The 21,360-nt window shown below is 68.8% G+C and carries 12 protein-coding genes and 1 pseudogene; 6 read left to right on the forward strand and 7 right to left on the reverse strand.

All coding sequences use genetic code 11. The annotated features are described in order from the left end of the window. Positions 1-233 precede the first annotated feature (233 nt). From OG496_RS41160 to OG496_RS41175, 4 genes and pseudogenes are all read right to left on the reverse strand, one after another. A pseudogene (locus OG496_RS41160) lies at positions 234-383 on the reverse strand (L-serine ammonia-lyase, iron-sulfur-dependent, subunit alpha); the annotation flags it as partial. Between the two features lie 472 nt (positions 384-855). Continuing rightward, positions 856-2,385, reverse strand: coding sequence for a UDP-N-acetylglucosamine 1-carboxyvinyltransferase (locus OG496_RS41165; protein WP_366493255.1), 1,530 nt, complete (start codon positions 2,383-2,385; stop codon positions 856-858). Positions 2,386-2,471: 86 nt separating this feature from the next. Then, positions 2,472-2,669: a DUF4236 domain-containing protein gene (locus OG496_RS41170; protein WP_266773474.1), complete on the reverse strand. Its 198-nt coding sequence runs from the start codon at positions 2,667-2,669 to the stop codon at positions 2,472-2,474. A 70-nt stretch (positions 2,670-2,739) separates the two neighbouring features. Next, positions 2,740-3,648 (reverse strand): class I SAM-dependent methyltransferase, encoded by a 909-nt coding sequence (locus tag OG496_RS41175; RefSeq protein WP_405974476.1) that lies wholly within the window; start codon positions 3,646-3,648, stop codon positions 2,740-2,742. 255 nt (positions 3,649-3,903) lie between these two features. On the opposite strand from OG496_RS41175, the gene acnA reads away from it, so the two are divergent. The 3 genes from acnA (at position 3,904) to OG496_RS41190 (ending at position 9,101) form a co-directional block, all read left to right on the forward strand. After that, the gene (gene acnA, locus OG496_RS41180) at positions 3,904-6,618 is read left to right on the forward strand and encodes an aconitate hydratase AcnA (RefSeq protein WP_405974477.1); all 2,715 of its coding nucleotides are present in this window, start codon (positions 3,904-3,906) and stop codon (positions 6,616-6,618) included. 222 nt (positions 6,619-6,840) lie between these two features. Then, complete coding sequence (locus tag OG496_RS41185; RefSeq protein ID WP_366493252.1) at positions 6,841-7,566, forward strand: response regulator transcription factor; 726 nt, start codon at positions 6,841-6,843, stop codon at positions 7,564-7,566. Beyond that, positions 7,563-9,101, forward strand: coding sequence for a sensor histidine kinase (locus tag OG496_RS41190; RefSeq protein WP_405974478.1), 1,539 nt, complete (start codon positions 7,563-7,565; stop codon positions 9,099-9,101). Before OG496_RS41185 ends, OG496_RS41190 begins: the two co-directional genes overlap by 4 nt. Before the next feature lie 51 nt (positions 9,102-9,152). On the opposite strand, the gene OG496_RS41195 is transcribed toward OG496_RS41190, so the two are convergent. Continuing rightward, on the reverse strand, positions 9,153-11,420 hold the full coding sequence (locus tag OG496_RS41195) for an NEW3 domain-containing protein (RefSeq protein ID WP_405974479.1): 2,268 nt from the start codon (positions 11,418-11,420) through the stop codon (positions 9,153-9,155). A gap of 205 nt (positions 11,421-11,625) precedes the next feature. Then, positions 11,626-12,183 carry a hypothetical protein gene (locus tag OG496_RS41200; RefSeq protein ID WP_405974480.1) on the reverse strand — a complete coding sequence of 186 codons (558 nt, stop codon included), beginning with the start codon at positions 12,181-12,183 and terminating at the stop codon, positions 11,626-11,628. Between the two features lie 237 nt (positions 12,184-12,420). Here OG496_RS41200 and OG496_RS41205 point away from each other — a divergent pair, with 237 nt between their 5' ends. The 3 genes from OG496_RS41205 to OG496_RS41215 all read left to right on the forward strand — a co-directional run bounded on the left by OG496_RS41205 (position 12,421) and on the right by OG496_RS41215 (position 17,548). Further along, entirely contained in the window at positions 12,421-13,509 is a 1,089-nt protein-coding gene (locus OG496_RS41205; RefSeq protein ID WP_405974481.1) for a lytic polysaccharide monooxygenase, read from the forward strand. A gap of 324 nt (positions 13,510-13,833) precedes the next feature. Then, positions 13,834-17,106: a GH92 family glycosyl hydrolase gene (locus tag OG496_RS41210; protein WP_405974482.1), complete on the forward strand. Its 3,273-nt coding sequence runs from the start codon at positions 13,834-13,836 to the stop codon at positions 17,104-17,106. Positions 17,107-17,173: 67 nt separating this feature from the next. Beyond that, complete coding sequence (locus tag OG496_RS41215; RefSeq protein WP_366493245.1) at positions 17,174-17,548, forward strand: hypothetical protein; 375 nt, start codon at positions 17,174-17,176, stop codon at positions 17,546-17,548. A gap of 7 nt (positions 17,549-17,555) precedes the next feature. Here the strand turns inward: OG496_RS41215 and OG496_RS41220 are convergent, their stop codons facing one another. Continuing rightward, on the reverse strand, positions 17,556-21,347 hold the full coding sequence (locus tag OG496_RS41220; protein WP_405974483.1) for a GH92 family glycosyl hydrolase: 3,792 nt from the start codon (positions 21,345-21,347) through the stop codon (positions 17,556-17,558). Positions 21,348-21,360: the final 13 nt, after the last annotated feature.

Here is a 21,360-nt window from a genome sequence, read left to right on the forward strand (position 1 = left end):
CGCTGCTGCAAGCGCGAGTTCTCCGCAGCATCTACGTATCGAATGGCACCCCTCGGGCGAGCTCGGGGGATCGTTGCAATGTATCTCGGTGGCGGCTTACTGGTGGGACAGTGCCACGAACCCCCAGACCAGGCGCCCATCCCGCCGGACTCTCCAGGGACTTTCCGCCGCGTAAGCAGGGAAGGCCCTGACAGCGTCGAAAGACACGAACGCGCTGGTCAGGGCCTGCTCTCTCAACACTCGATGATGTTCACAGCCAGCCCACCCCGGGCGGTCTCCTTGTACTTCACGGACATGTCCGCGCAGGTGTCCTTCATGGTCTTGATGACCTTGCTGGCCTCGACGTACGCGTCCGCCCTCCCATCCCGTTGGCAGGCCCGACGACGGCAGCACGCATTTCACTGCTCGTCTCGACGCGCTCCCGGGCAGGGTCGTCGCGGATGCTGTCGGCGGGCGCCTCGGTCAGCAGGTCGCCGACCCGGACGTGGGGGTCAGCCGGATGATCGAAGGAGCGCCGGTGCGCGTGGAGGTCCGGGCTGGAACTGGCCGCAGCGGTGTAGTGCGCTTGATGCGCGTGCGCGGCGAGGACTGAACTCCGAATCTCAGGAACGCCAGTGGCACCGTCGGTGCGGACATTGCGAGGCCCCTTTGGCGAGCACTCTCCGTGAAGCCTGACGGGTACTCAGGTATCCCTGATGCATCGTCACTAACTTAAGATCATCTTGCACGCGCGTTGCACAAGGTGATGAAAAACAGCGATGGTCAATGGAGAGTCCCGCAAGGGTGTAACAGCAGGTCAGCGGGCATTTAGGAGTGTCGTGCCCCTCATCTCCCAGGGGCACGGCACTCCGCCGATCAGATGTCCCGGAAGATCTCGATCTGCGCCCCGATCGAGTTGAGCCGCTCCGCCAGGTCCTCGTAACCGCGGTTGATGACATACACGTTGCGCAGCACGGACGTGCCCTCCGCCGCCATCATCGCCAGCAGGACGACGACCGCGGGCCGCAGCGCCGGCGGGCACATCATCTCGGCGGCCCGCCAGCGGGTCGGGCCCTCGACCAACACCCGGTGCGGGTCGAGGAGTTGGAGCCGGCCACCGAGGCGGTTGAGGTCCGTGAGGTAGATCGCGCGGTTGTCGTAGACCCAGTCGTGGATGAGGGTCTGCCCCTGCGCGACCGCCGCGATCGCCGCGAAGAACGGCACGTTGTCGATGTTCAGGCCCGGGAACGGCATCGGGTGGATCTTGTCGATCGGCGCCTCCAGCTTGGAGGGCCGGACCGTGAGGTCCACCAGGCGCGTACGGCCGTTGTCCGCGACGTACTCGGGCGTGCGGTCGTGGTCGAGGCCCATCTCCTCCAGGACCGCGAGCTCGATCTCCAGGAACTCGATGGGCACCCGGCGGACCGTCAGCTCCGACTCGGTGACGACGGCGGCGGCCAGCAGGCTCATCGCCTCGACCGGGTCCTCGGAGGGGGAGTAGTCCACGTCGACGTCGATGGTCGGCACGCCGTGCACGGTGAGCGTCGTGGTGCCGATGCCCTCGACCTTGACGCCCAGCGCCTCCAGGAAGAAACAGAGGTCCTGGACCATGTAGTTGGAGGACGCGTTGCGGATGACCGTGACGCTCTCGTGGCGGGCGGCGGCCAGCAGCGCGTTCTCGGTGACGGTGTCGCCGCGCTCGGTCAGCACGATCGGCCGGTCGGGGGAGACGGCCCGGTCGACCTGCGCGTGGTACAGCCCCTCGGTCGCGGCGATGTCCAGGCCGAACCGGCGCAGCGCGATCATGTGCGGCTCGATCGTGCGCGTACCGAGGTCGCAACCGCCCGCGTACGGCAGCTTGAAGCTGTCCATGCGGTGCAGCAGCGGGCCGAGGAACATGATGATCGAGCGGGTCCGGCGGGCGGCCTCCGCGTCGATCGACTCCATGTCGAGCTCGGCCGGCGGCACGATCTCCAGGTCGACACCGTCGTTGATCCAGCGGGTGCGGACGCCGATCGAGCCGAGTACCTCCAGAAGGCGGTACACCTCCTCGATCCGCGCGACCCGGCGCAGCACTGTGCGCCCCTTGTTGAGGAGCGAGGCGCACAGCAGTGCCACGCACGCGTTCTTGCTGGTCTTCACATCGATCGCGCCGGACAGCCGGCGCCCGCCGACCACCCGCAGATGCATCGGACCGGCGTAGCCCAGGGAGACGATCTCGCTGTCCAGGGCTTCACCGATTCGAGCGATCATCTCAAGGCTGATGTTTTGGTTGCCGCGCTCGATGCGATTGACGGCGCTCTGACTGGTGCCGAGCGCCTCGGCGAGCTGCGTCTGTGTCCAGCCCCGATGTTGCCGGGCGTCACGGATGAGCTTGCCGATACGTACGAGGTAGTCGTCTGCCATGAGGCCGAGGTTATCTCAGATATGAGATGGCGCCTCCTGGGGGGTCCATTCGGGTGACGACCGGTCAGCAGTGCTGGCGGCTGCTGTCAGTCGTCCTTCTTGGTGCGCGTCTTGCGCCACCCGAACGGCCCGGGCAGGTTCATCGATGTCGTACGGCGCCCCGAGGTGCTGCGCGTGTAGCGCGGGCCGCGCTTGCCACCTGTCGTGAACGACAAGGACCCCTTGTTGATGTTCAGCCGAAGCCAGGGAAGGATCCGGAAGCTCTTACGGAACGTGAGCGGCATACCCGCCCCCTTTCGTCTGGCACCGGGTACCCCGAAGTCGGCCAATCATCCGAGGGCAAAAGGGAGTTGCTCACTCCTCCCCGCTGTCTCCGAGCTGGAAGTGCCAGACGACCGCGACCGGCGACGCGTCCAGTGCGGCGGCGGACGCCTCGGGATCCCAGTGCAGGAGGTCCCAGGACATCCACGTGGGCAGCGGGTCCGGGGCGGCGCCGGGATCGAGGGAGCGGCGCGGGCGGCGGGGCTCCTCGCAGTGCCGGACCCGGAATCCGAGCGGGAGGGCGGCCGAGAGGTACGCGCTGAGCGGGCGGTGGTATTCGGTGAGCAGGGTCGCGCGGCCGTCCGGGCCGGGGCGACGGGGGAGGGTGGGCCGGAGATAGGACGACATGACGTGCGCGTCCGAGATCACGAGATGCCCGCCGGGCCGCAGCACACGCGCGAACTCGGCCAGCACGACCGCCAGATCGGGGACGTGGGTCAGTGCGAGCGCGCAGACGACCGTGTCGACCCCATCGTCGGGAAGCGGCAGTCGATGCAGGTCGGCCACGCGGAGGTCGACGTCCGGCAGCCGCTCCCGGGCCCGCGCGAGCATGTCCGGCGAGGCGTCGACGCCGATGACACGGTGGCCGAGCCGGTGCAGGTGAGCGGTGTGCCGGCCGGTGCCGCAGGCGGCGTCCAGTGCCGCGCCGACCGGCAGGCCGTCCAGGATGCGCCGGACGACGGGCTGCTCGATGTCGATCATCTGGTTGCCGGGGTCGTCGTAGTGCGGCGCCCAGTCCTGATAGACGTCGGCCGTGCTGATCGCACCCGGGGTCGCGGTGACGCCCTCGGCATCGGCAAGCTCCGGGGTGTCCAGCAGTCTGCGGATCTCGGCGATCCGGGCCTCGACGAAGGCCTGGTCGGCGCTTCTCTCTCTGAAGCCGCGCAGCAGGGCGGCACCCTCAAGTCCCAGCAGATAGCCGAGGGGGCTCAGATAGGTCACCCCGGTGACGGTACGGACGCGCGGCGCGTCGGCTCCACCGGTTTTCCGGCGCGGACGGGTCCGGGCATGACCAGCCCGCCCCCATGTACTAGAGTTATCTCGACATCGAGATATCTGCCGAGGTGCACCGCAGCCGCACACTCCGCCGATCCCAGCAGTAAGGCTTACCTAACTTAGCCTTACCTTAGCGGATCGGCCAAGACGTCGTAGCGGCAGGATGCGGTGGGAACGCGCACATCAATGAAGGAGACTGTCGTGTCGGCGAACAGCTTCGACGCCCGCAGCACACTGCAGGTGGGCGACGAGTCGTACGAGATCTTCCGCCTGGACAAGGTGGAGGGCTCGGCCCGGCTCCCCTACAGCCTTAAGGTCCTGCTGGAGAACCTGCTCCGCACCGAGGACGGCGCGAACATCACCGCCGACCACATCCGCGCCCTCGGCACCTGGGACTCGCAGGCCCAGCCGTCGCAGGAGATCCAGTTCACGCCGGCCCGTGTGATCATGCAGGACTTCACCGGCGTGCCCTGCGTGGTGGACCTCGCGACCATGCGTGAGGCCGTGAAGGAGCTGGGCGGCGACCCGGCGAAGATCAACCCCCTCGCGCCGGCCGAGCTGGTCATCGACCACTCCGTCATCGCGGACAAGTTCGGCACCCACGAGGCGTTCGCGCAGAACGTCGAGCTGGAGTACGGCCGCAACCGCGAGCGCTACCAGTTCCTGCGCTGGGGCCAGACCGCGTTCGACGAGTTCAAGGTCGTCCCGCCGGGCACCGGCATCGTCCACCAGGTCAACATCGAGCACCTGGCCCGGACCGTCATGGTCCGAGGCGGCCAGGCGTACCCCGACACCCTGGTCGGCACCGACTCGCACACCACGATGGTCAACGGCCTCGGTGTGCTGGGCTGGGGCGTCGGCGGCATCGAGGCCGAGGCCGCGATGCTCGGCCAGCCGGTGTCGATGCTCATCCCGCGCGTCGTCGGCTTCAAGCTCACGGGCGAGCTGACCCCGGGCACCACCGCCACGGACCTCGTCCTCACGATCACCGAGATGCTCCGCAAGCACGGCGTGGTCGGCAAGTTCGTCGAGTTCTACGGCGAGGGCGTCGCCGCCACCTCCCTGGCGAACCGCGCCACCATCGGCAACATGTCGCCGGAGTTCGGTTCCACCGCCGCGATCTTCCCGATCGACGACGAGACCCTGAAGTACCTGCGCCTGACCGGCCGTGACGAGCAGCAGGTCGCGCTCGTCGAGTCGTACGCCAAGGAGCAGGGCCTCTGGCTCGACCCGGCCGCCGAGCCCGACTTCTCCGAGAAGCTGGAGCTCGACCTCTCGACGGTCGTCCCCTCGATCGCGGGACCGAAGCGCCCGCAGGACCGCATCGTCCTCGCGAACGCCTCCGAGCAGTTCAAGAGCGACGTACGCAACTACGTCGCCGACGACGACGAGGCGGGCAAGGAGTCCTTCCCGGCCTCCGACTCCCCGGCCGCCAGCAACGGCGTGCCGAGCAACCCCGTCACGGTCACCGCCCCCGACGGCTCGACCTACGAGCTCGACCACGGCGCGGTGACGGTCGCGGCCATCACCTCCTGCACCAACACCTCGAACCCGTACGTCATGGTCGCCGCCGCGCTCGTCGCGAAGAAGGCCGTGGAGAAGGGTCTGACGCGGAAGCCGTGGGTCAAGACCACCCTCGCCCCGGGCTCCAAGGTCGTCACCGACTACTTCGACAAGGCGGGGCTCACCCCCTACCTCGACAAGGTCGGCTTCAACCTCGTCGGCTACGGCTGCACCACCTGCATCGGCAACTCCGGCCCGCTGCCGGAGGAGGTCTCCAAGGCCGTCAACGACCATGACCTGGCCGTGACTTCGGTGCTCTCCGGCAACCGCAACTTCGAAGGCCGGATCAACCCGGACGTCAAGATGAACTACCTGGCGTCCCCGCCGCTGGTCGTCGCGTACGCCCTCGCGGGCTCCATGAAGGTGGACATCACCAAGGACGCCCTCGGCGTCGACCAGGACGGCAAGCCGGTCTACCTCGAAGACATCTGGCCGACCGAGGCCGAGGTCAACGACGTCGTCGCGAACTCCATCGGCGAGGACATGTTCAACAAGTCCTACGCCGACGTCTTCGCGGGCGACGCCCAGTGGCAGGCGCTGCCCATCCCGGAGGGCAACACCTTCGAGTGGGACGCGCAGTCGACCTACGTCCGCAAGCCCCCGTACTTCGAGGGCATGACGATGGAGACCACCCCGGTCTCGGACATCGACGGCGCCCGCGTCCTCGCCAAGCTCGGCGACTCGGTCACGACCGACCACATCTCCCCGGCCGGCGCCATCAAGGCCGACACCCCGGCCGGCAAGTACCTCACCGAGCACGGCATCGAGCGGCGTGACTTCAACTCCTACGGCTCCCGCCGAGGCAACCACGAGGTCATGATCCGCGGCACCTTCGCCAACATCCGCCTGCGCAACCAGGTCGCGCCGGGCACCGAGGGCGGCTTCACGCGTGACTTCACGCAGGCCGACGCGCCGGTGTCGTTCATCTACGACGCCTCGCGCAACTACATCGAGCAGGGCATCCCGCTGGTCATCCTGGCCGGCAAGGAGTACGGCTCCGGCTCGTCCCGCGACTGGGCCGCCAAGGGCACCGCGCTCCTCGGAGTCAAGGCCGTCATCGCCGAGTCGTACGAGCGCATCCACCGCTCGAACCTCATCGGCATGGGCGTCATCCCGCTCCAGTACCCGGCGGGCCAGTCCGCCGAGTCCCTCGGGCTGACCGGCGAGGAGTCCTTCTCCGTCGCCGGCATCACCGAGCTGAACGACGGCACCACCCCGAGCACGGTCAAGGTCACCACCGACACCGGCGTGGAGTTCGACGCGGTCGTCCGCATCGACACCCCCGGCGAGGCCGACTACTACCGCAACGGCGGCATCCTGCAGTACGTCCTGCGCAACCTGATCCGCAACTGACGTACGCCTGAAGGTTCTTGAACGCGACCGGCCGTCGCCCGCACGGGGCGGCGGCCGGTCGCTTTGGCCTGAACTCCCGCCCTCCCCGGGCGACTTCGGGCCGCGCATCACGCTTCCCTCCTGTCCCGGACCGTGCCCAAAAGCCGCCCCGAGGGCCGAACTCCTCGCCTGCGCACATGCGGTACACAGGATTCCCCCAGCGGGCCGGGACAGAATCGGGACATGACTGGCACCTCTGGGTCCCGCAGCAGCCGCGTCCGCGTGCTCATCGTCGACGACGAGCCCGCGCTTACCGAGCTGCTCTCCGTCGCGGTCACCGAGGCCGGCTGGCGGCCCTATCCCGCGCCGGACGGGCACAGCGCGCTGCGGATCGCCCGCGGCTGCGCCCCGCACGCCGTCGTCCTCGACGGCATGCTGCCCGACCTGGACGGCGTACAGGTGCTGCGCAGACTCCGGTACGAGAACCCCAGGCTGCCCGTCCTCATGCTCACCGCCCGCGACGCGATCGAGCACCGCCTCGACGGCCTCGAAGCGGGCGCCGACGACTACGTCACCAAGCCCTTCTCCCTGGAGGAGGTCGTGCTGCGGCTGCGCGGACTGCTGCGCCGGGCGGGCGGCGAACGCACCCCGGCCGACGACTCCGTACGGGTCCTCGGCGACCTCGTCCTGACCGGCGAGACCCGCGAGGTACGGCGCGCCGGTGAGCCGGTCCAGCTCACCGCCAAGGAGTTCGACCTGCTCACCCTGTTCCTCGACCACCCCCGCCAGGTGCTGAGCAAGGCACAGATCCTCGACCAGGTGTGGAGCAGCTGCTTCGACGGCGGCGGCAACCTCGTCGAGGTCTACATCTCCAGCCTCCGCCGGAAGATAGACCGGGGCCGGGCCCCGATGATCCACACCGTGCGAGGAATGGGATACGCCCTACGGCCCGTGGAGGACGGCAGATGAACCTCCTGACCCGCAACCGAGGCCGCCTGCACGGCCGTTCACTCCGTACCCGCCTCCTCCTCTTCATCAGCGTCACCCTCGTCGTCGTGTGCGCCGCGATGGCCCTCACCACCGTGTTCGTCCAACGCGCCTATCTGCTGGGCAACTTGGACGACCGGGTCGGCAACGCAGCCGAGCGGAGCCTGGGCGGGGCCGAACTGCGTCCGGGCTTCGACGACGACCTCGGGTTCCTCTCGGAGAACGGCCACGCGGCCGGGACACTCGCCGCGCGGCTGGACGCCCAGGGCGCGATCACCGCCGCGGCCGTCGTCAGCCAGGACGCCCCGCCGCGGAACCTTACCAACGCCCAGCGCGCCGCCCTCAAGGGCATCACGGCCGACGGCGCGAAGCACACCAGGACCGTGCCCGGCCTGGGCACCTACCGGCTCACCGTGCTCGACGACAAAGGGGTCCGGGTCCTCGCCGGCCTCCCGATGGACGACGTCCAGGACATGATCAGCGGTCTGGTGGCGGTCGAGGCGGCCGTCGCCCTCGCCGGCCTGACCGCGGCGGGCTGCCTGTGCGCGGTCGTCATACGACGGCAGCTACGGCCCCTCGACCGGGTCGCCGCCACCGCCGTCGAGGTCTCCCGCTCGCAGCTCGGGCACGGCGAGGTCACCGCGCTCACCCGGGTGCCCGAGCGGGACACCGACCCTGCCAGCGAGGCCGGCCAGGTCGGCGCCGCGCTCAACCGCATGATCGACCACGTCGAGTCCTCACTCGCCGAACGCCAGCGCAGCGAGGAGCAGATGCGCCGCAGCGAGGAACGCATGCGCCGCTTCCTCGCCGACGCCAGCCACGAACTCCGCACCCCGCTGGCCTCTATCGCGGGCTACGCCGAGCTGATGAACCGCGGCACCGACCGCATCGAACCGGGCCTCGCCTGGCGCCGGGTCACCGCCGAGTCGGCGCGTATGACAGGCCTGGTGGAGGACCTCCTGCTGCTCGCCCGGCTCGACGAGGGCCGCCCGTTGCACTCCGCCGAGGTGGACCTCGCGGCGCTGCTCGCCGAGGCGGTGTGGGACGCGCGCGCCGCGGGCACCGGCCACGACTGGCAGCTCCAGCTGTCCCTGGACGCCCCGGCCCTGGTCGTCGGCGACGAGGCCCGCCTGCACCAGGTGTTGGCCAACCTATTGGCCAACGCGCGTATGCACACACCCGTTGGCACGACGGTCACGGCGAGCGTCGAGGCCACCGCCGCCCACACCGTCGTCATCCGGGTACGCGACGACGGCCCCGGCATCCCCCAGGCACTCCTCCCCACGGTCTTCGAACGCTTCACCCGCGCCGACGCCTCCCGCGCCCGGGCCGGCGGCAAGGAGGGCGGCTCCGGCCTCGGCCTCGCCATCGCGACGGCGATCACCGGAGCCCACGGCGGCCGCATCGACGTGACCAGCGTCCCGGGCCGCACGGAGTTCACCATCGAACTCCCCGCCGCCGCCACCGAACTCCCGCCCGCAGAACCGGCGATGCGCGCCCGCACGGCACCGGTCTAGAAGAGCACCGAGCACCGGCGGACGCGCATCACCGTCCCTGTCCTTGTAGGCCTAGGGACTGGTCGTGAACCCGTCGAAGTCGGCCTCGCCGGTCGTGCCCGAGGCGTGCGAGGTCTGGGTGAGGCCAACATCCTGGGTGGCTGCGGCCGTCGGGACGTCGATGGTGCCGACCAGGTTCCAAGTGGCGTTGTCGGTCGAGTAGTAGCCGCTGTAGCTGGTGCCGTCACGGACGAGCTTCAGCCACGAGGGGTAGGCGGCGGTACCGGTGGAGTCCTGCGAGTCGAGCTTTCCGTCGCCGTCGCTGTCCCAGTCGAGGAGATAACCGTTGCCCGGAGTCGCGACCAGGGCCACATACCCGGGGGACGTGTTCGGCTGGGTGATGTCGTTGCGCACCATGATCCCGGCCTTCGCCCAAACATCCGTGTCCGACTGCGAGTTGAGCTTCACCGTCGTCACCGAACCGTCGTGCTCGGCACCCGGCAGATAGATCGACCCGTACTCGTTGGTGCCGTTGTACAGGTCCGCACCCTGCGCCTGGATACCGAGTTGGGTACCGGACTCGCTGAAGCTCGCGGTGGTGGAGGCGAACGTCCGGTAAGGGGCGGTCACTTGGTGGTTGACCGTGATCGTGTCACCGGCGGTCAGCCGGGTCCTCCCCGCCGACCGGAAGCGGTAACTCGCCGTCCCCTGGAAGTCGTTGGAGGCGAAGAGCTTCGCCGAGGGCGGGATGGACACGGAGTAGGTGACCTTCAGTGCGTGTCCGCCGCGGATCGTCCCGGCCCGGGTCACGTCACGCGTGGTGATCTTCGTGCCGGCCGGCCCGGTGAGGGTCAGGTCGGCATCGGTGATCGCCCGCGACCCGTTGTCGGACAGGACCGCGGTCACCGTACGCGTGGTGCTGTCGCTCGACGCGGGCGCCCAGTTGAGCCCGAACGAGACGTCCGGAGCCGCGCCGGTCACCGTGCGGTGGGTGGCGTGAACCCGGTACAGGACCACACCGTGCGCCGGCACGTTGGCGGCGATCCGGCCGGCGGACTCGGTGAGTTGGTGGCTCCACAAGTCCCGCAGGGCGTAGTCGCGCGCCTTGGACAGACCCAGCGCGGACGCGGTCGTGGCCACCTCCCGGGGAGCCGACCCGGTGTTGAACAGACCGACCACGACGTCCCCGTCGGCCTCGGTCTTGGCGAACACCTGCGCGTTCGCGTCCGAGGAGATCCGCTTGGCGTCGATGCCGTCCTGGTCGACCGCGAGGACGTCGGTGTTCTTGAGCAACGCGAGGTCGGCGGGGTCGAGATGGGTGAGGTCGGTGCCGAGGACGAGCGGGGAGGCGGCCAGCGACCACAGACTCATCTGGGTCCTGCGCTCGTCGGGGGTGAGGCCGTTGTCGGCACCGTTCCCGATTTCGAGGGAGTCGTAGTCGTTGTAGCCGCCGGGACCGCCGTACGGTGCCCAGGCCGCGACCTGGTCGAAGCGCGAGGCGATGGAGGCCCAGGTGGTCAGGGGGTAACTGCTGCCGTCAGGACCGCAGTAGCACTCGATGTCGCCGCCGGTGCGCCAGCCGTTGGAGAGCTTCTTCCAGGTCGCCGCGTTGTTGATGTCGAGGTTGTTGGACAGCTCCAGGTGGATGGGCCGCCCGGTGTGGTGCAGGGCGCCCGACCAGGCCTGGACGTCCTGTTGGTCGGACGTGCCGACACCGTCGATCTTCAGATAGTCGATACCCCACCCGGCGAACTGGCCGGCCCACGAGTCGATGAACGTCTGCGCGCCGGGCTTGGTGTAGTCGATGCCGACCATGCCGCCGCAGTTGTAGTTGCTCTCCGTCGTCGAGGTGGCGATGTCCCGCGCGTGGTAGGCGGTCCCCTTGATCTCGGTGTTCTTGGCGACCGCCTGCTGCGAGATGCCAGGCGTGACATACAGGCCGAACTTCAGCCCCAGGGAGTGGACATAGTCGGCCACGACCTGGACGCCGTTCTCGCTACCGCGCGGCGGGAACTTGACGGGGTCGGTGACCCAGCGGCCGTACTGGTCGACGTCCGGCCCCTGACTGCCGGGGCACTGGTACCAGAAGTCGTCGACGTTGGCGTAGACGAACCCGTTCTTCGCCAGCCCGCTGTCCTTGAGCGCCTTCGCCTGCGCCTCGATGGTCTGCGCGGTCGGGTTACGCCGCACGAAGCTCCAACTGCTCCACCCCAGCACGGGTTTGAGCCCGACACCGTTGTCATCGGCCCGCGCGGAATGACCGCCGGTCACGGTGACTCCCATGGTGAGCAGCAGCGCTCCGGTGAACGCGGCCAGTGCACCGCGGATCTGTCTTCTCATGAGCTGTTCCTCCATCGCAACGCCCACTCGACTCAGAAAACGTCAAGAACCAACCCCGTGGACGCGACAAGTGAACAGGACCGAACGCCAGTCACCACATGGCGCGCTTGGCCAAAACTGGGTCAAGTCTGTGGGGCCACTGTGGCGCCGGCCGGAGGAAGTCCTGTCTGTCCCACCCGCACATCGGCCCGTTCGGTCATCGCGGTCATCTGCCGCCGCCCGTACGCCCGCCCAGCAACCGCGCCTGTTCCAGCTTCAGTTCGCCGAATCCCCGCCGCGCGTACGCGGCCAGCTCCGCGCTCGGGAAGGCGACCAGTGACAGGTGCTCCGAGAAGTCGCCCTGCGCCCAGCGCGCCGCGGTGATCTCGTATCCGGCCGCGTGCGCGCACAACTCCAGCAGCAGCGGCGGCATCTCCGGCTCGCGCAGCAGATCCGACCGCCCGACGACGAGTTCGCGCATCTCCCGCAGGGTCGGCAGGAAAACGGTCGCCACCCACAGCCGCCACTCGGCGAGTTCCTCGTCGGTCGGCGGAGTTCCGCCGCTGAAGGGCGAGATGCCTCCGGGCCGGGCATGTCGCTCCACGAACGCGGCGAAAGTGCGGGCGTTGGCCTCCGTCAGTGCGAGCAACGGCCCGTAGAAGTCCCCGAGTTGACGATTGACCCGGGCGAGCCGCTCCTGCCGTTGGGTCAACCGCAGACCGTTGAGGTACGTGGCGGCATACCCGGCGAAGGCCAGTGCGACCGTGACGACGACTGCGATCATGCCGGGATCGTATGAGACCCGGCTCCGAACAAGCCCGCCCCGAGCGCCACTTCACGCGCCGCCAGCCGTTTACAGCCACCCCAGTCCGCGCTAACTTCACGGACAAGTGGGGTGGGAGCGCTCCCATCCGCCCGACGGTCCGGAACCCGCCGGGTGGCCGGGTCGCCCCACCCCACCCATCCACCTCCGCACGTTCCTCGCACCCGCCGACCGAAGGGACGTAGAACTGTCATGCCTATGACAATCCCAACCCCAACTCCCCACGTGGTACCGCGATTACCGCGCCCCACCCCCCACCGAGCCCTTTTCCTTGTCCTCCTGGCGCTCCTCACCACCGTCCCTGCCCTGGCCCTGATCCTCGCCACGGGTGGCCGGGCGGAGGCCCACGGCACCCCCATGAAACCCGGCAGTCGAACCTTCCTCTGCTGGCAGGACGCGCTCACCGACACCGGTGAGATCAAACCGATCAACCCAGCCTGCAAGGCGGCCCAACAGGTCAGCGGCACAACGCCGTTCTACAACTGGTTCTCGGTGCTGCGGTCCGACGGCGCCGGCCGCACCCGGGGCTTCGTGCCGGACGGTTCGCTGTGCAGCGGCGGCAACCCGAACTTCACGGGCTTCGATCTCCCGCGCGACGACTGGCCGTTGACGCATCTGACCTCCGGCGCGACGGTCGACTTCTCGTACAACGCCTGGGCGGCGCACCCGGGTTGGTTCTACGTCTACATCACCAAGGACGGCTTCGACCCGACGAAGACACTCACCTGGGACGACATGGAGGACACCCCGTTCCTCACGGTCGACCACCCGCCGCTCAACGGCACGCCGGGCACGGTCGAGGCCAACTACTCCTGGACCGGGCAGCTTCCGGCGGACAAGTCGGGGCGCCACATCATCTACATGGTGTGGCAGCGCTCGGACAGCACGGAGACCTTCTACTCCTGCTCGGACGTCGTGTTCGACGGCGGCAACGGCGAAGTGACGGGTATTCACGACCCGGGCAACCCCACCGACCCGGTACCCGGCGTCTGTTCGGCAACGCGGCACACGACCGGAACCTGGCCCGGCGGCTACCAGTCCGAGGTGACCGTCACCAACTCCGGTGATGTCCCGATGCTCGGCTGGATGGTCAACTGGGCACTCCCCGCAGGCCAGTCGGTCGCCAGCCTCTGGAACGGCAACGCGACCTACAGCGGCCAGGACGTGATGGTCCACAACGCCGACTGGAACGGCTCACTGAGTCCGGGGCAGAGCGCCACCTTCGGCTACGTCGTGAACGGCGACGGCGGGGACACGGCAACTACCCTGCCCTGCCAGGTCGGTTGAGCCGGTGCTCGGGGCGGACCCGGTGGTCGGGGGCCACCGGGTCCGCGAGCCGGGCAGGGAATGGGGGTTCGACCTGCCCGGGTGGTGCGTGGCTTGGGACGACACTGCGGTGCGACAACGTTGTCGGATGGTCTGCATATGACTCTACCGCCCCAACGGACAACGATGTCAAGCGAGTTGGCCTGCGGGCGCCGTCCGAGTGGGTGCCCAGCGCGCCCCCGTCGGCCCACGCGCCCTTCCGTGGTACGGGTGGCGCACGTTACTGTCCCTGCGGCTTGTGCGACCTGTGGTGCGCGACCCGTCCGAAGGAGGAGGGGCCGCGTCATGCGTTTCCGTCCCATGTCCCTGCTGCTCGCCGCCGCACTCGCGGTCGGCGGCGCCACCCCCGCCCTGGCGGCCACCCCCGCCCCGCCGCAACTCGTCAAGGACCCCACCGCCTACGTCGATCCGCTGATCGGCACCAAGAACGGCGGCAACGTCTTCCCGGGCGCCGTCGTGCCCTTCGGCATGCTCTCCTGGAGCCCGGAGAACACCAGAGGCAGCGCAACGAGCACAGCCGCGCCCGGCGGCTACCAGTACGACGCCACCCGCATCCGCGGCTTCAGCCTCACCCACATGTCGGGCACGGGCTGCGCGGGCGGCAGCGGCGACATCCCGTTCTACCCGTACGCCGGTGAGGTCACCTCCTCCCCGGCGAGCGACACCAAGGACGCCGTCTACGCCTCCGACTTCAGCCACACCGACGAGACCGCCGAACCCGGCCACTACAAGGTCGGCCTCGCCTCCGGCGTCACCGCCGACCTCACGGCGACGGCCCGCACCGGCTCCGGCCGCTTCACCTACCCGGCCGACAAGCCCGCCTCGCTGCTGATCCGCACCGCCAACTCCGAGGTGGGCTCCACCGATTCGTCGGTCACCATCGACCCGAAGACCAACACGGTCTCCGGCTCCGTCACCTCCGGCAACTTCTGCGGCTACCTCGACCCCGAGGGCCAACGCGCCTACTACACCCTGTACTTCACCGCCACCTTCGACCGCGCCTTCAAGACCACCGGCACCTGGCAGGACGACAACCTGACCCCGGGTTCGACGAACGCCACCGGCGGCACGGGCGGCTTCACCACCGGCGGCCGTCCCGTCGCGGGCAAGGGCGCGGGCGGCTACGTCGAGTTCGAACCCGGCACCGGCCCGGTCGGCGTCAAAGTCGGTATCTCCTACGTCAGTCAGGCCGGCGCCAAGGCCAACCTCGCCGCGGAGAACCCGCCGAAGCGCTCCTTCGACGCGGTCGAGGACGCGGCGCACCGCGCCTGGCGCGACCAGCTCGGCGCGATCAAGGTCGGCGGCGGCACCGACACCGAGCGCACCACCTTCTACACCGCGCTCTACCACGCCCTCCTGCACCCGAACGTCATCAGCGACGCCGACCGCAGATACACGGGCAGCGACGGCAAGGTCCACAAGGTGAGCCGGGGTCATCAAGCGCAGTACGGCACCTTCTCCGGCTGGGACATCTACCGGTCGCAGGTCCAACTGCTCACCCTGCTCAGCCCGCGCACGGGCTCGGACATCGCCCAGTCCCTCTATGAACTCGCCCAGCAGAACGGGGGAGTCTGGGACCGCTGGCTGCACGGCGCGAGCGGCACCCACGTCATGAACGGCGACCCCTCACCCACCGCCCTGGCCGGCATCCGCGCCTTCGGCGGCACGGACTTCGACCTGAAGGGGGCTCTCAACTCCCTGGTCCAGGCGGCGACCGTCCCGACCGCACAGGACCTGTCCTCCTCGGGCAAGCCGGTGCTCTCGGTGGGCCAACGCCCGTCCCTGGACAAGTACTTGAACCTGCACTACATGCCGTCCGTCTCCAACGCCTGGGGCGGCGCCGCCGAAACCCTGGAGATGTCCACCGCGGACTTCGCGCTCTCCCAACTCGCCACGGCGGCAGGGAAGAAGAGCACGGCGGCCGACTTCGCCCAGCGCGCCCAGTGGTGGCAGAACAACTTCAACATCGCCGCCGACCCCACCGGCGGCTACATCGCCAACCGCAAGGCGGACGGCAGTTGGGTCACCGGCTTCACCCCGGGCACCGGCAACGGCTTCGTGGAGGGCACGGCCGCCCAGTACACGTGGATGGTCCAGCACAACCCCGCGGGCCTCTTCGCGGCGATGGGCGGCACCGACAAGGCACTCGCCCGCCTCGACTCCTTCTTCCATGAGACGGACGGGAGTTGGGCCTTCACGGGCAGTGGCGGCGACAAGTCGGAGCTGGACAACGAGCCGTCCGTCAACGTCCCCTACCTCTACGACTACGCGGGCGCGCCCTACAAGACCCAGGAGACGGTCAGGGCGGCCATGAAGCAGCTCTGGACGACCGACCCGGCCGGCATCCCCGGCAACGACGACCTCGGCGAGATGTCGTCCTGGTACGTCTTCTCGGCGCTCGGCATGTACCCCCAGGTCCCCTCCCGCGCCGAACTCACCCTCGCCTCACCCCTGTTCGAGCGCATCGAGATCAAGCGCCCGCAGGGCAACGACATCTCCATCCGTGCGAAGGGCGCCGCGACCGACGCCCCGTACATCCAGTCCCTGAAGGTCAACGGCCGTAGCACGCAACAGCCTTGGCTCTCGTCCTCCATCGTCCGCAACGGCGGCACCCTCGACTACACCCTCTCCACCACCCCGAACCGCACCTGGGGCAGCGCCCCTTCGGACGCCCCGCCGTCCTTCCGCACCGGCGAGCAGCCGTACCAGATCGGCGTCGGCCCGACCGCCGCGACCCTCGCCCCCGGCGAGAGCACCAAGGTCAACATCAAGGCCCTGTCCCTGAGCGGCGGCACCGGCCCCGAGGTCCGCTACAGCGTCGAGACGCCCACCGGAGTCACGGCAACTCCCGCGCAGGGCACGGTGGTCGACGGTTCCCAGGACATCACCCTCACCGCCGCCGAGGACGTCCAGCAGGGCTTCTACGACGTGAAGGTCACCGTCACCTCGGGCGGCACGTCGTACGAGCAGCCGGTGTCCCTGACGGTGGCCGCGCCCGGCACCCTTCTCGCCGCCTACAACAACACCGGCGTCTCCGACGACACCGGTGAGCACGACGAGGCGGACTACGACGGAGGCGGCTGGAGTTACTCCCTCCAGGCGCTTGAGGCGGCCGGGCTGACGCCGGGCGGCACGGGGACGGTGGACGGGCTCGGCTTCACCTGGCCCGCCTCGCCGAACGGGCGCCCGGACAACGTCTCGGCGGCCGGTCAGACCGTCCAACTCCCGCAGCCCGCAAGCACGTTGTCCTTCGTGGGCAGCGCGGTCAACGGCAACCAGCAGACCAAGGCGACCGTCACCTACACCGACGGCAGCACCGACGCCGTCGACCTGTCCTTCACGGACTGGACGGTCGGTGGGGGCGGCGGCACCGTGCAGTACGGCAACGAGGTCGTCGCCCGGACCGCGTACCGCAATGTCGCGGGTGCGGACAAAGACCCGGTAGCCACCTATGTGTTCGCCACCAAGCCGTTCGCGGCGCCCACGGGCAAGACCATCAAGAGCGTGACACTTCCGGACGACCCGGATCTCCATGTGTTCACCCTTGCGGTGAACTGACGTCCACTCTGTGTGCCCTCGCCCGTTCCGGTGGCGGGGGCACATCGGCGCGTGCGAGCATCCGCAGATGGTGAAACGGCCGCAGCTGCCCGAGGAGTTCCGGGCCGAGGCGCGCACGGCCTTCGCGTTCCTGGTGGGGGACGAGGGCTTCGCGCCGCCCGAGGACATAGACGGCGGCCTGCGCTATGCGCGCGCCGACCTGATGGTGCGCGTCTGGTTCCTGGGCGGCGCCGAATCGGAGGTCCTGACACGACTGATCCCCCTGGCGCCGGACGGCACCAGGGGGAGCGGGGCGTGGCTCGACGACCTGTACACGGCCGCCGCGTGCGGCCCGGCCCAGGACGTCCCCGTCTTCGCGTCGACCAGAAGAGGCGTGCTCAGACGGGTCCACCAGCACGCGGAGGCGTTGCGACGGCTGCTGCCCCGCCTCCCCGTGCCGTGACCGTGCCTCAGGCCAGCAGTTCCACCTCCGCGAGCGTCGAGGAGCTGCTCAGCACCAGGCGGTAACGCGCGTACGAGCCGGGTGACTTGACCGAGAAGACGCGTGTCTGCTTGTCCCAGGTGAAGGACTCGCCGGAGCGCTTGTCGAGCGTCTTCCACGAGGTGCCGTCGGTGGAGCCCTGGAGGGTCCAGCCGGTCGGTGCCTGCGTGTGGTCCTTCGACGACGTCAGCGTGTACTGGATGCCCTTGGTGGCCTTGGCGACCGGCAGGTCCACCGAGGTCACCGTCGCGTCTGTGGCCGACGTGTTGTCGAACAGGGCGCCGTCACCGGTGAGTTGGTCGCTGCGGGGCGTCGGCACCTTGTCGGTCTTGGTGATCGACACCGGTGCCGCGTTCTTGCCGCTACCCCACGACGAGGGCTTGGAGCCCATGGAGAAGTCCAGCACTCCGCCCTTCTCCAGCAGCGAGTGGGGGAGTGAAGTCTTCGTCCAGTTCTGGCCGTTGACCTTCAGCCCCTGCACGTAGATGTTCTTCGTGCTGTTCTTCGGCGCCTTGACGACCAGGTCCTTGCCGTTCTCCAGGTGCACGGTCGCCTTGGTGAACAGCGGGGAGCCGATGGCGTATTCGCCGCTGCCCATCACCAGCGGGTAGAAGCCGAGCGCGGAGAAGAGGTACCAGGCCGACTGCTCGCCGTTGTCCTCGTCGCCGTGGTAGCCCTGCCCGATCTCGCTGCCGGTGTACAGCCGCGACAGCACCTCGCGCACGTCCTTCTGCGCCTTCCAGGGCTCGCCGGCCGCGTCGTACATATACGTGACGTGGTGGGCGACCTGGTTGGAGTGGCCGTACTGGCCCATCCGGACGTCCCGCGCCTCCGTCATCTCGTGGATGACACCGCCGTAGGAACCGGCGTTGGTGGGCGAGGCGGTCTCGGGGGTGCTGAAGTACTGGTCGAGCTTGTCGCCGAGGGCCTTCCGGCCGCCGTAGAGGTTGGCGAGGCCGCGGCTGTCCTGCGGGGCGGTGAAGGCGTAGCCCCAGCCGTCGGTCTCCGTGTAGTCGTAGCCCCAGATCTTCGGGTCGTAACTCGCCGAGTCCACCCGCCAGTTGCCCTTGGCGTCCTTGCCCTGGAAGAACCCGGCCTGCTTGTCGAAGAGGTTCACGTAGTCCTGGGCGCGGTTGAGGAAGTACTCGGACTCCTCCTTGTAGTGCTTCTCGCCGGTCTTCTTGTAGAGGGCCTGGCCCATCTGCGCGATGCCGTAGTCGTTGACATAGCCCTCCATCGCCCAGGAGAAGCCCTCGCCGGTGTCGGTGCTCGTGTAGCCGAGGAAGGGCGAGGTGGTCATGCCCTTGCGGCCCACGCCGGAGGCGGGCGGGACGACGGTCGCGTTCTTCACGGCCGCGTCGTAGGCCGACTTGGCGTCGAACTTCACGCCCTTGACGTACGCGTCCGCGAACGCGACGTCCGAGGAGGTGCCCGTCATGAGGTCCGCGTAGCCGGGCGAGGACCAGCGCGAGGTCCAGCCGCCGTCCTTGTACTGCTGCACGAACCCGTCGACCATCTCACCCGCCTGACTGGGCGTCAGGAACGAGTAGGCCGGCCAGGTCGTCCGATAGGTGTCCCAGAAGCCGTTGTTGACGTACACCTTGCCGTCGACGATCTTCGCGCCGGTGTGCGTCGGGGTGTCCTGGCTCGTCATCGGGGAGAAGGGGGAGGCGTACTGGTACGTCGAACCCACCTTCTCGAAGCCCGAGTTGGGGTACAGGTACAGCCGGTACATGCTGGAGTACAGGGTCGTCAGCTGGTCCGGCGTGGCGCCCTCCACCTCGACCTTGCCGAGCAGCTTGTCCCACACCTTCTGGGCCTGCTTCTTGACCGTGTCGAAGGAGGTGCCGTCCGGGATCTCCTGGCGCAGGTTGTCCTGCGCCTGGTCGACGCTGATCAGCGAGGTGGCCAGGCGCAGGGTGACCGTGTGGTCGGCGCCCGGCTTGAACTTCAGATAGCCCTTGACCCCGCTGGAGGAGCCGTCCGTCACGGGCGCGTCGAACGTGCCGTAGACGAAGAGCCGCGTAGCGCCGGTGGACAGCCCGGACTTGACGTCCGAGTAGCCGGTGACGGTCCCGTTGGTCTTGTCGAGGGTCAGGCCCGCCTGCTCGGTGACGTTGTCGAAGATCACGCTCGCGTCGTCACCGGGGTAGGTGAAGCGCAGCGAGGCCGCGTGGTCGGTCGGAGCCATCTCGGCCTTCAGACCGTTCTCGAACGTGACGCCGTAGTAGTACGGGCGCGCGGTCTCGTTCTCGTGCTTGAACGCCAACTCCCGTGCCGTCGGGTCGGTGTTGGGGGTTCCGGAGGCCGCCGACGGCATCACCTGGAAGGTCTGCCGGTCACCCATCCAGGGGCTGGGCTCGTGGCTCAGGCTGAGCGCCTGGAGCGTCGGCAGGTTGTCGTCGTTGTTCGCGCGTGCGTAGTCGTACAGCCAGCTCAGCGACGACGAATTCGTCACCGGGGTCCAGAAGTTGAAGCCGTGCGGCAGCGCCGCCGCGGGGAAGTTGTTGCCGCGCGAGAAGCTGCCGCTGGAGTTGGTGCCCCGGGTGGTCAGCGCGTAGTCGGACAGATGCGCCTTCGGCTTCTCGGGCGCGACCGTCTTGAGGCTCACGTCGTCCAGCCAGCCGCGGAACTTCGCCGGGCCGCTGGGGGAGTCGTAGTCCAGCAGGATCCGGTCGACGGTCTTGCCGGCCGCGACCGAACCGATCCGCGAGAGAACGTTGTTCCACTGGTTGACGTAGAGGATCTTCGCCGCGCCCTGCCCCTGCGGAGTCAGCGCGAAGCCGTGCGAGTCCGTCGCGCCGAGGTCACTGAGATACGTGCCGTCGGTGAAGGCGAGGTCGACGGAGACGTTCGTGGCGTCGTAGTCGAGGTCACCGTCGGACATCTGCGGGAAGAGCCGGTAGGAGAGCGCGGTGTCCCGGCCGACCGGCACGTTCACGTCGAAGACCTTGTTGTACGAGTACGCCCGCCCCGTGGCCGTGTGACGGCCCGCGTAACGCAGTGCGCGCTTCCCGGTGAAGCCGGCGCCCGCCTTGGCCGTGGGGGAGCCGCTGGGGCCCCGGTCGACCAGCGAGAGCATGTCCTCGGGGATGGGGGCGGTGGTCCCGCCCGTCGAGAACTGGACGTCGGCGAGCTGCAGGATGCCGCTCGCGCCGTTGTTCTTCGTGATGTCGAGCCGGAAGTGCTGGTACTCGGCCGGCTCGGCGAGGTCGTACGACTTCGTCTGGAACCGGTCGGCGAAGGTCTCGCCGGAGCGGGTGTCCAGGGTCTTCCAGTCCTTGCCGTCCGTCGAGCCCGACAGCGTCCAGTCCTTCGGATCGCGTTCGGCGAAGTCGTTCGCCGAAGTCAGGGCGTACGTCACTATCTTGGCCGGTTTGTCGAGGTCGAACTCGACCCAGCCCGTGGGCTCGAAGGTCAGCCACTTGGTGCCGGACTCGCCGTCGACGAGGTTCTCCTTCACCTCGCCGCCGCCGGTGTTCTCGGAGCTCGCCCGGACGTCGGTGACGTGGTCGGTCACATTGCCCGGGATCCCGGTGCTGTAGCCGCCGTCGGCGCCCGAGGCCCGCTTGGAGCCGTCCGGCGCGGTGTCGACCGTGTTCAGCCAGTCCGGCGCCGGGTCTCCCGACTCGAACGAGGAGGCGAACTCCCCGCCGGCCGGGGCCTTTGCCGGGAGGGCGACCGTCACTCCCTGCGAACCCACGAGCAAAGCCAGTGCGGCGGTCGACACGACCGCCGTACCCCACCATCTGTGATGCATACGAGGGCATCCT

It is taken from the genome of Streptomyces sp. NBC_00988 (assembly GCF_045162645.1).
Classification (GTDB): Bacteria; Actinomycetota; Actinomycetes; order Streptomycetales; family Streptomycetaceae; genus Streptomyces.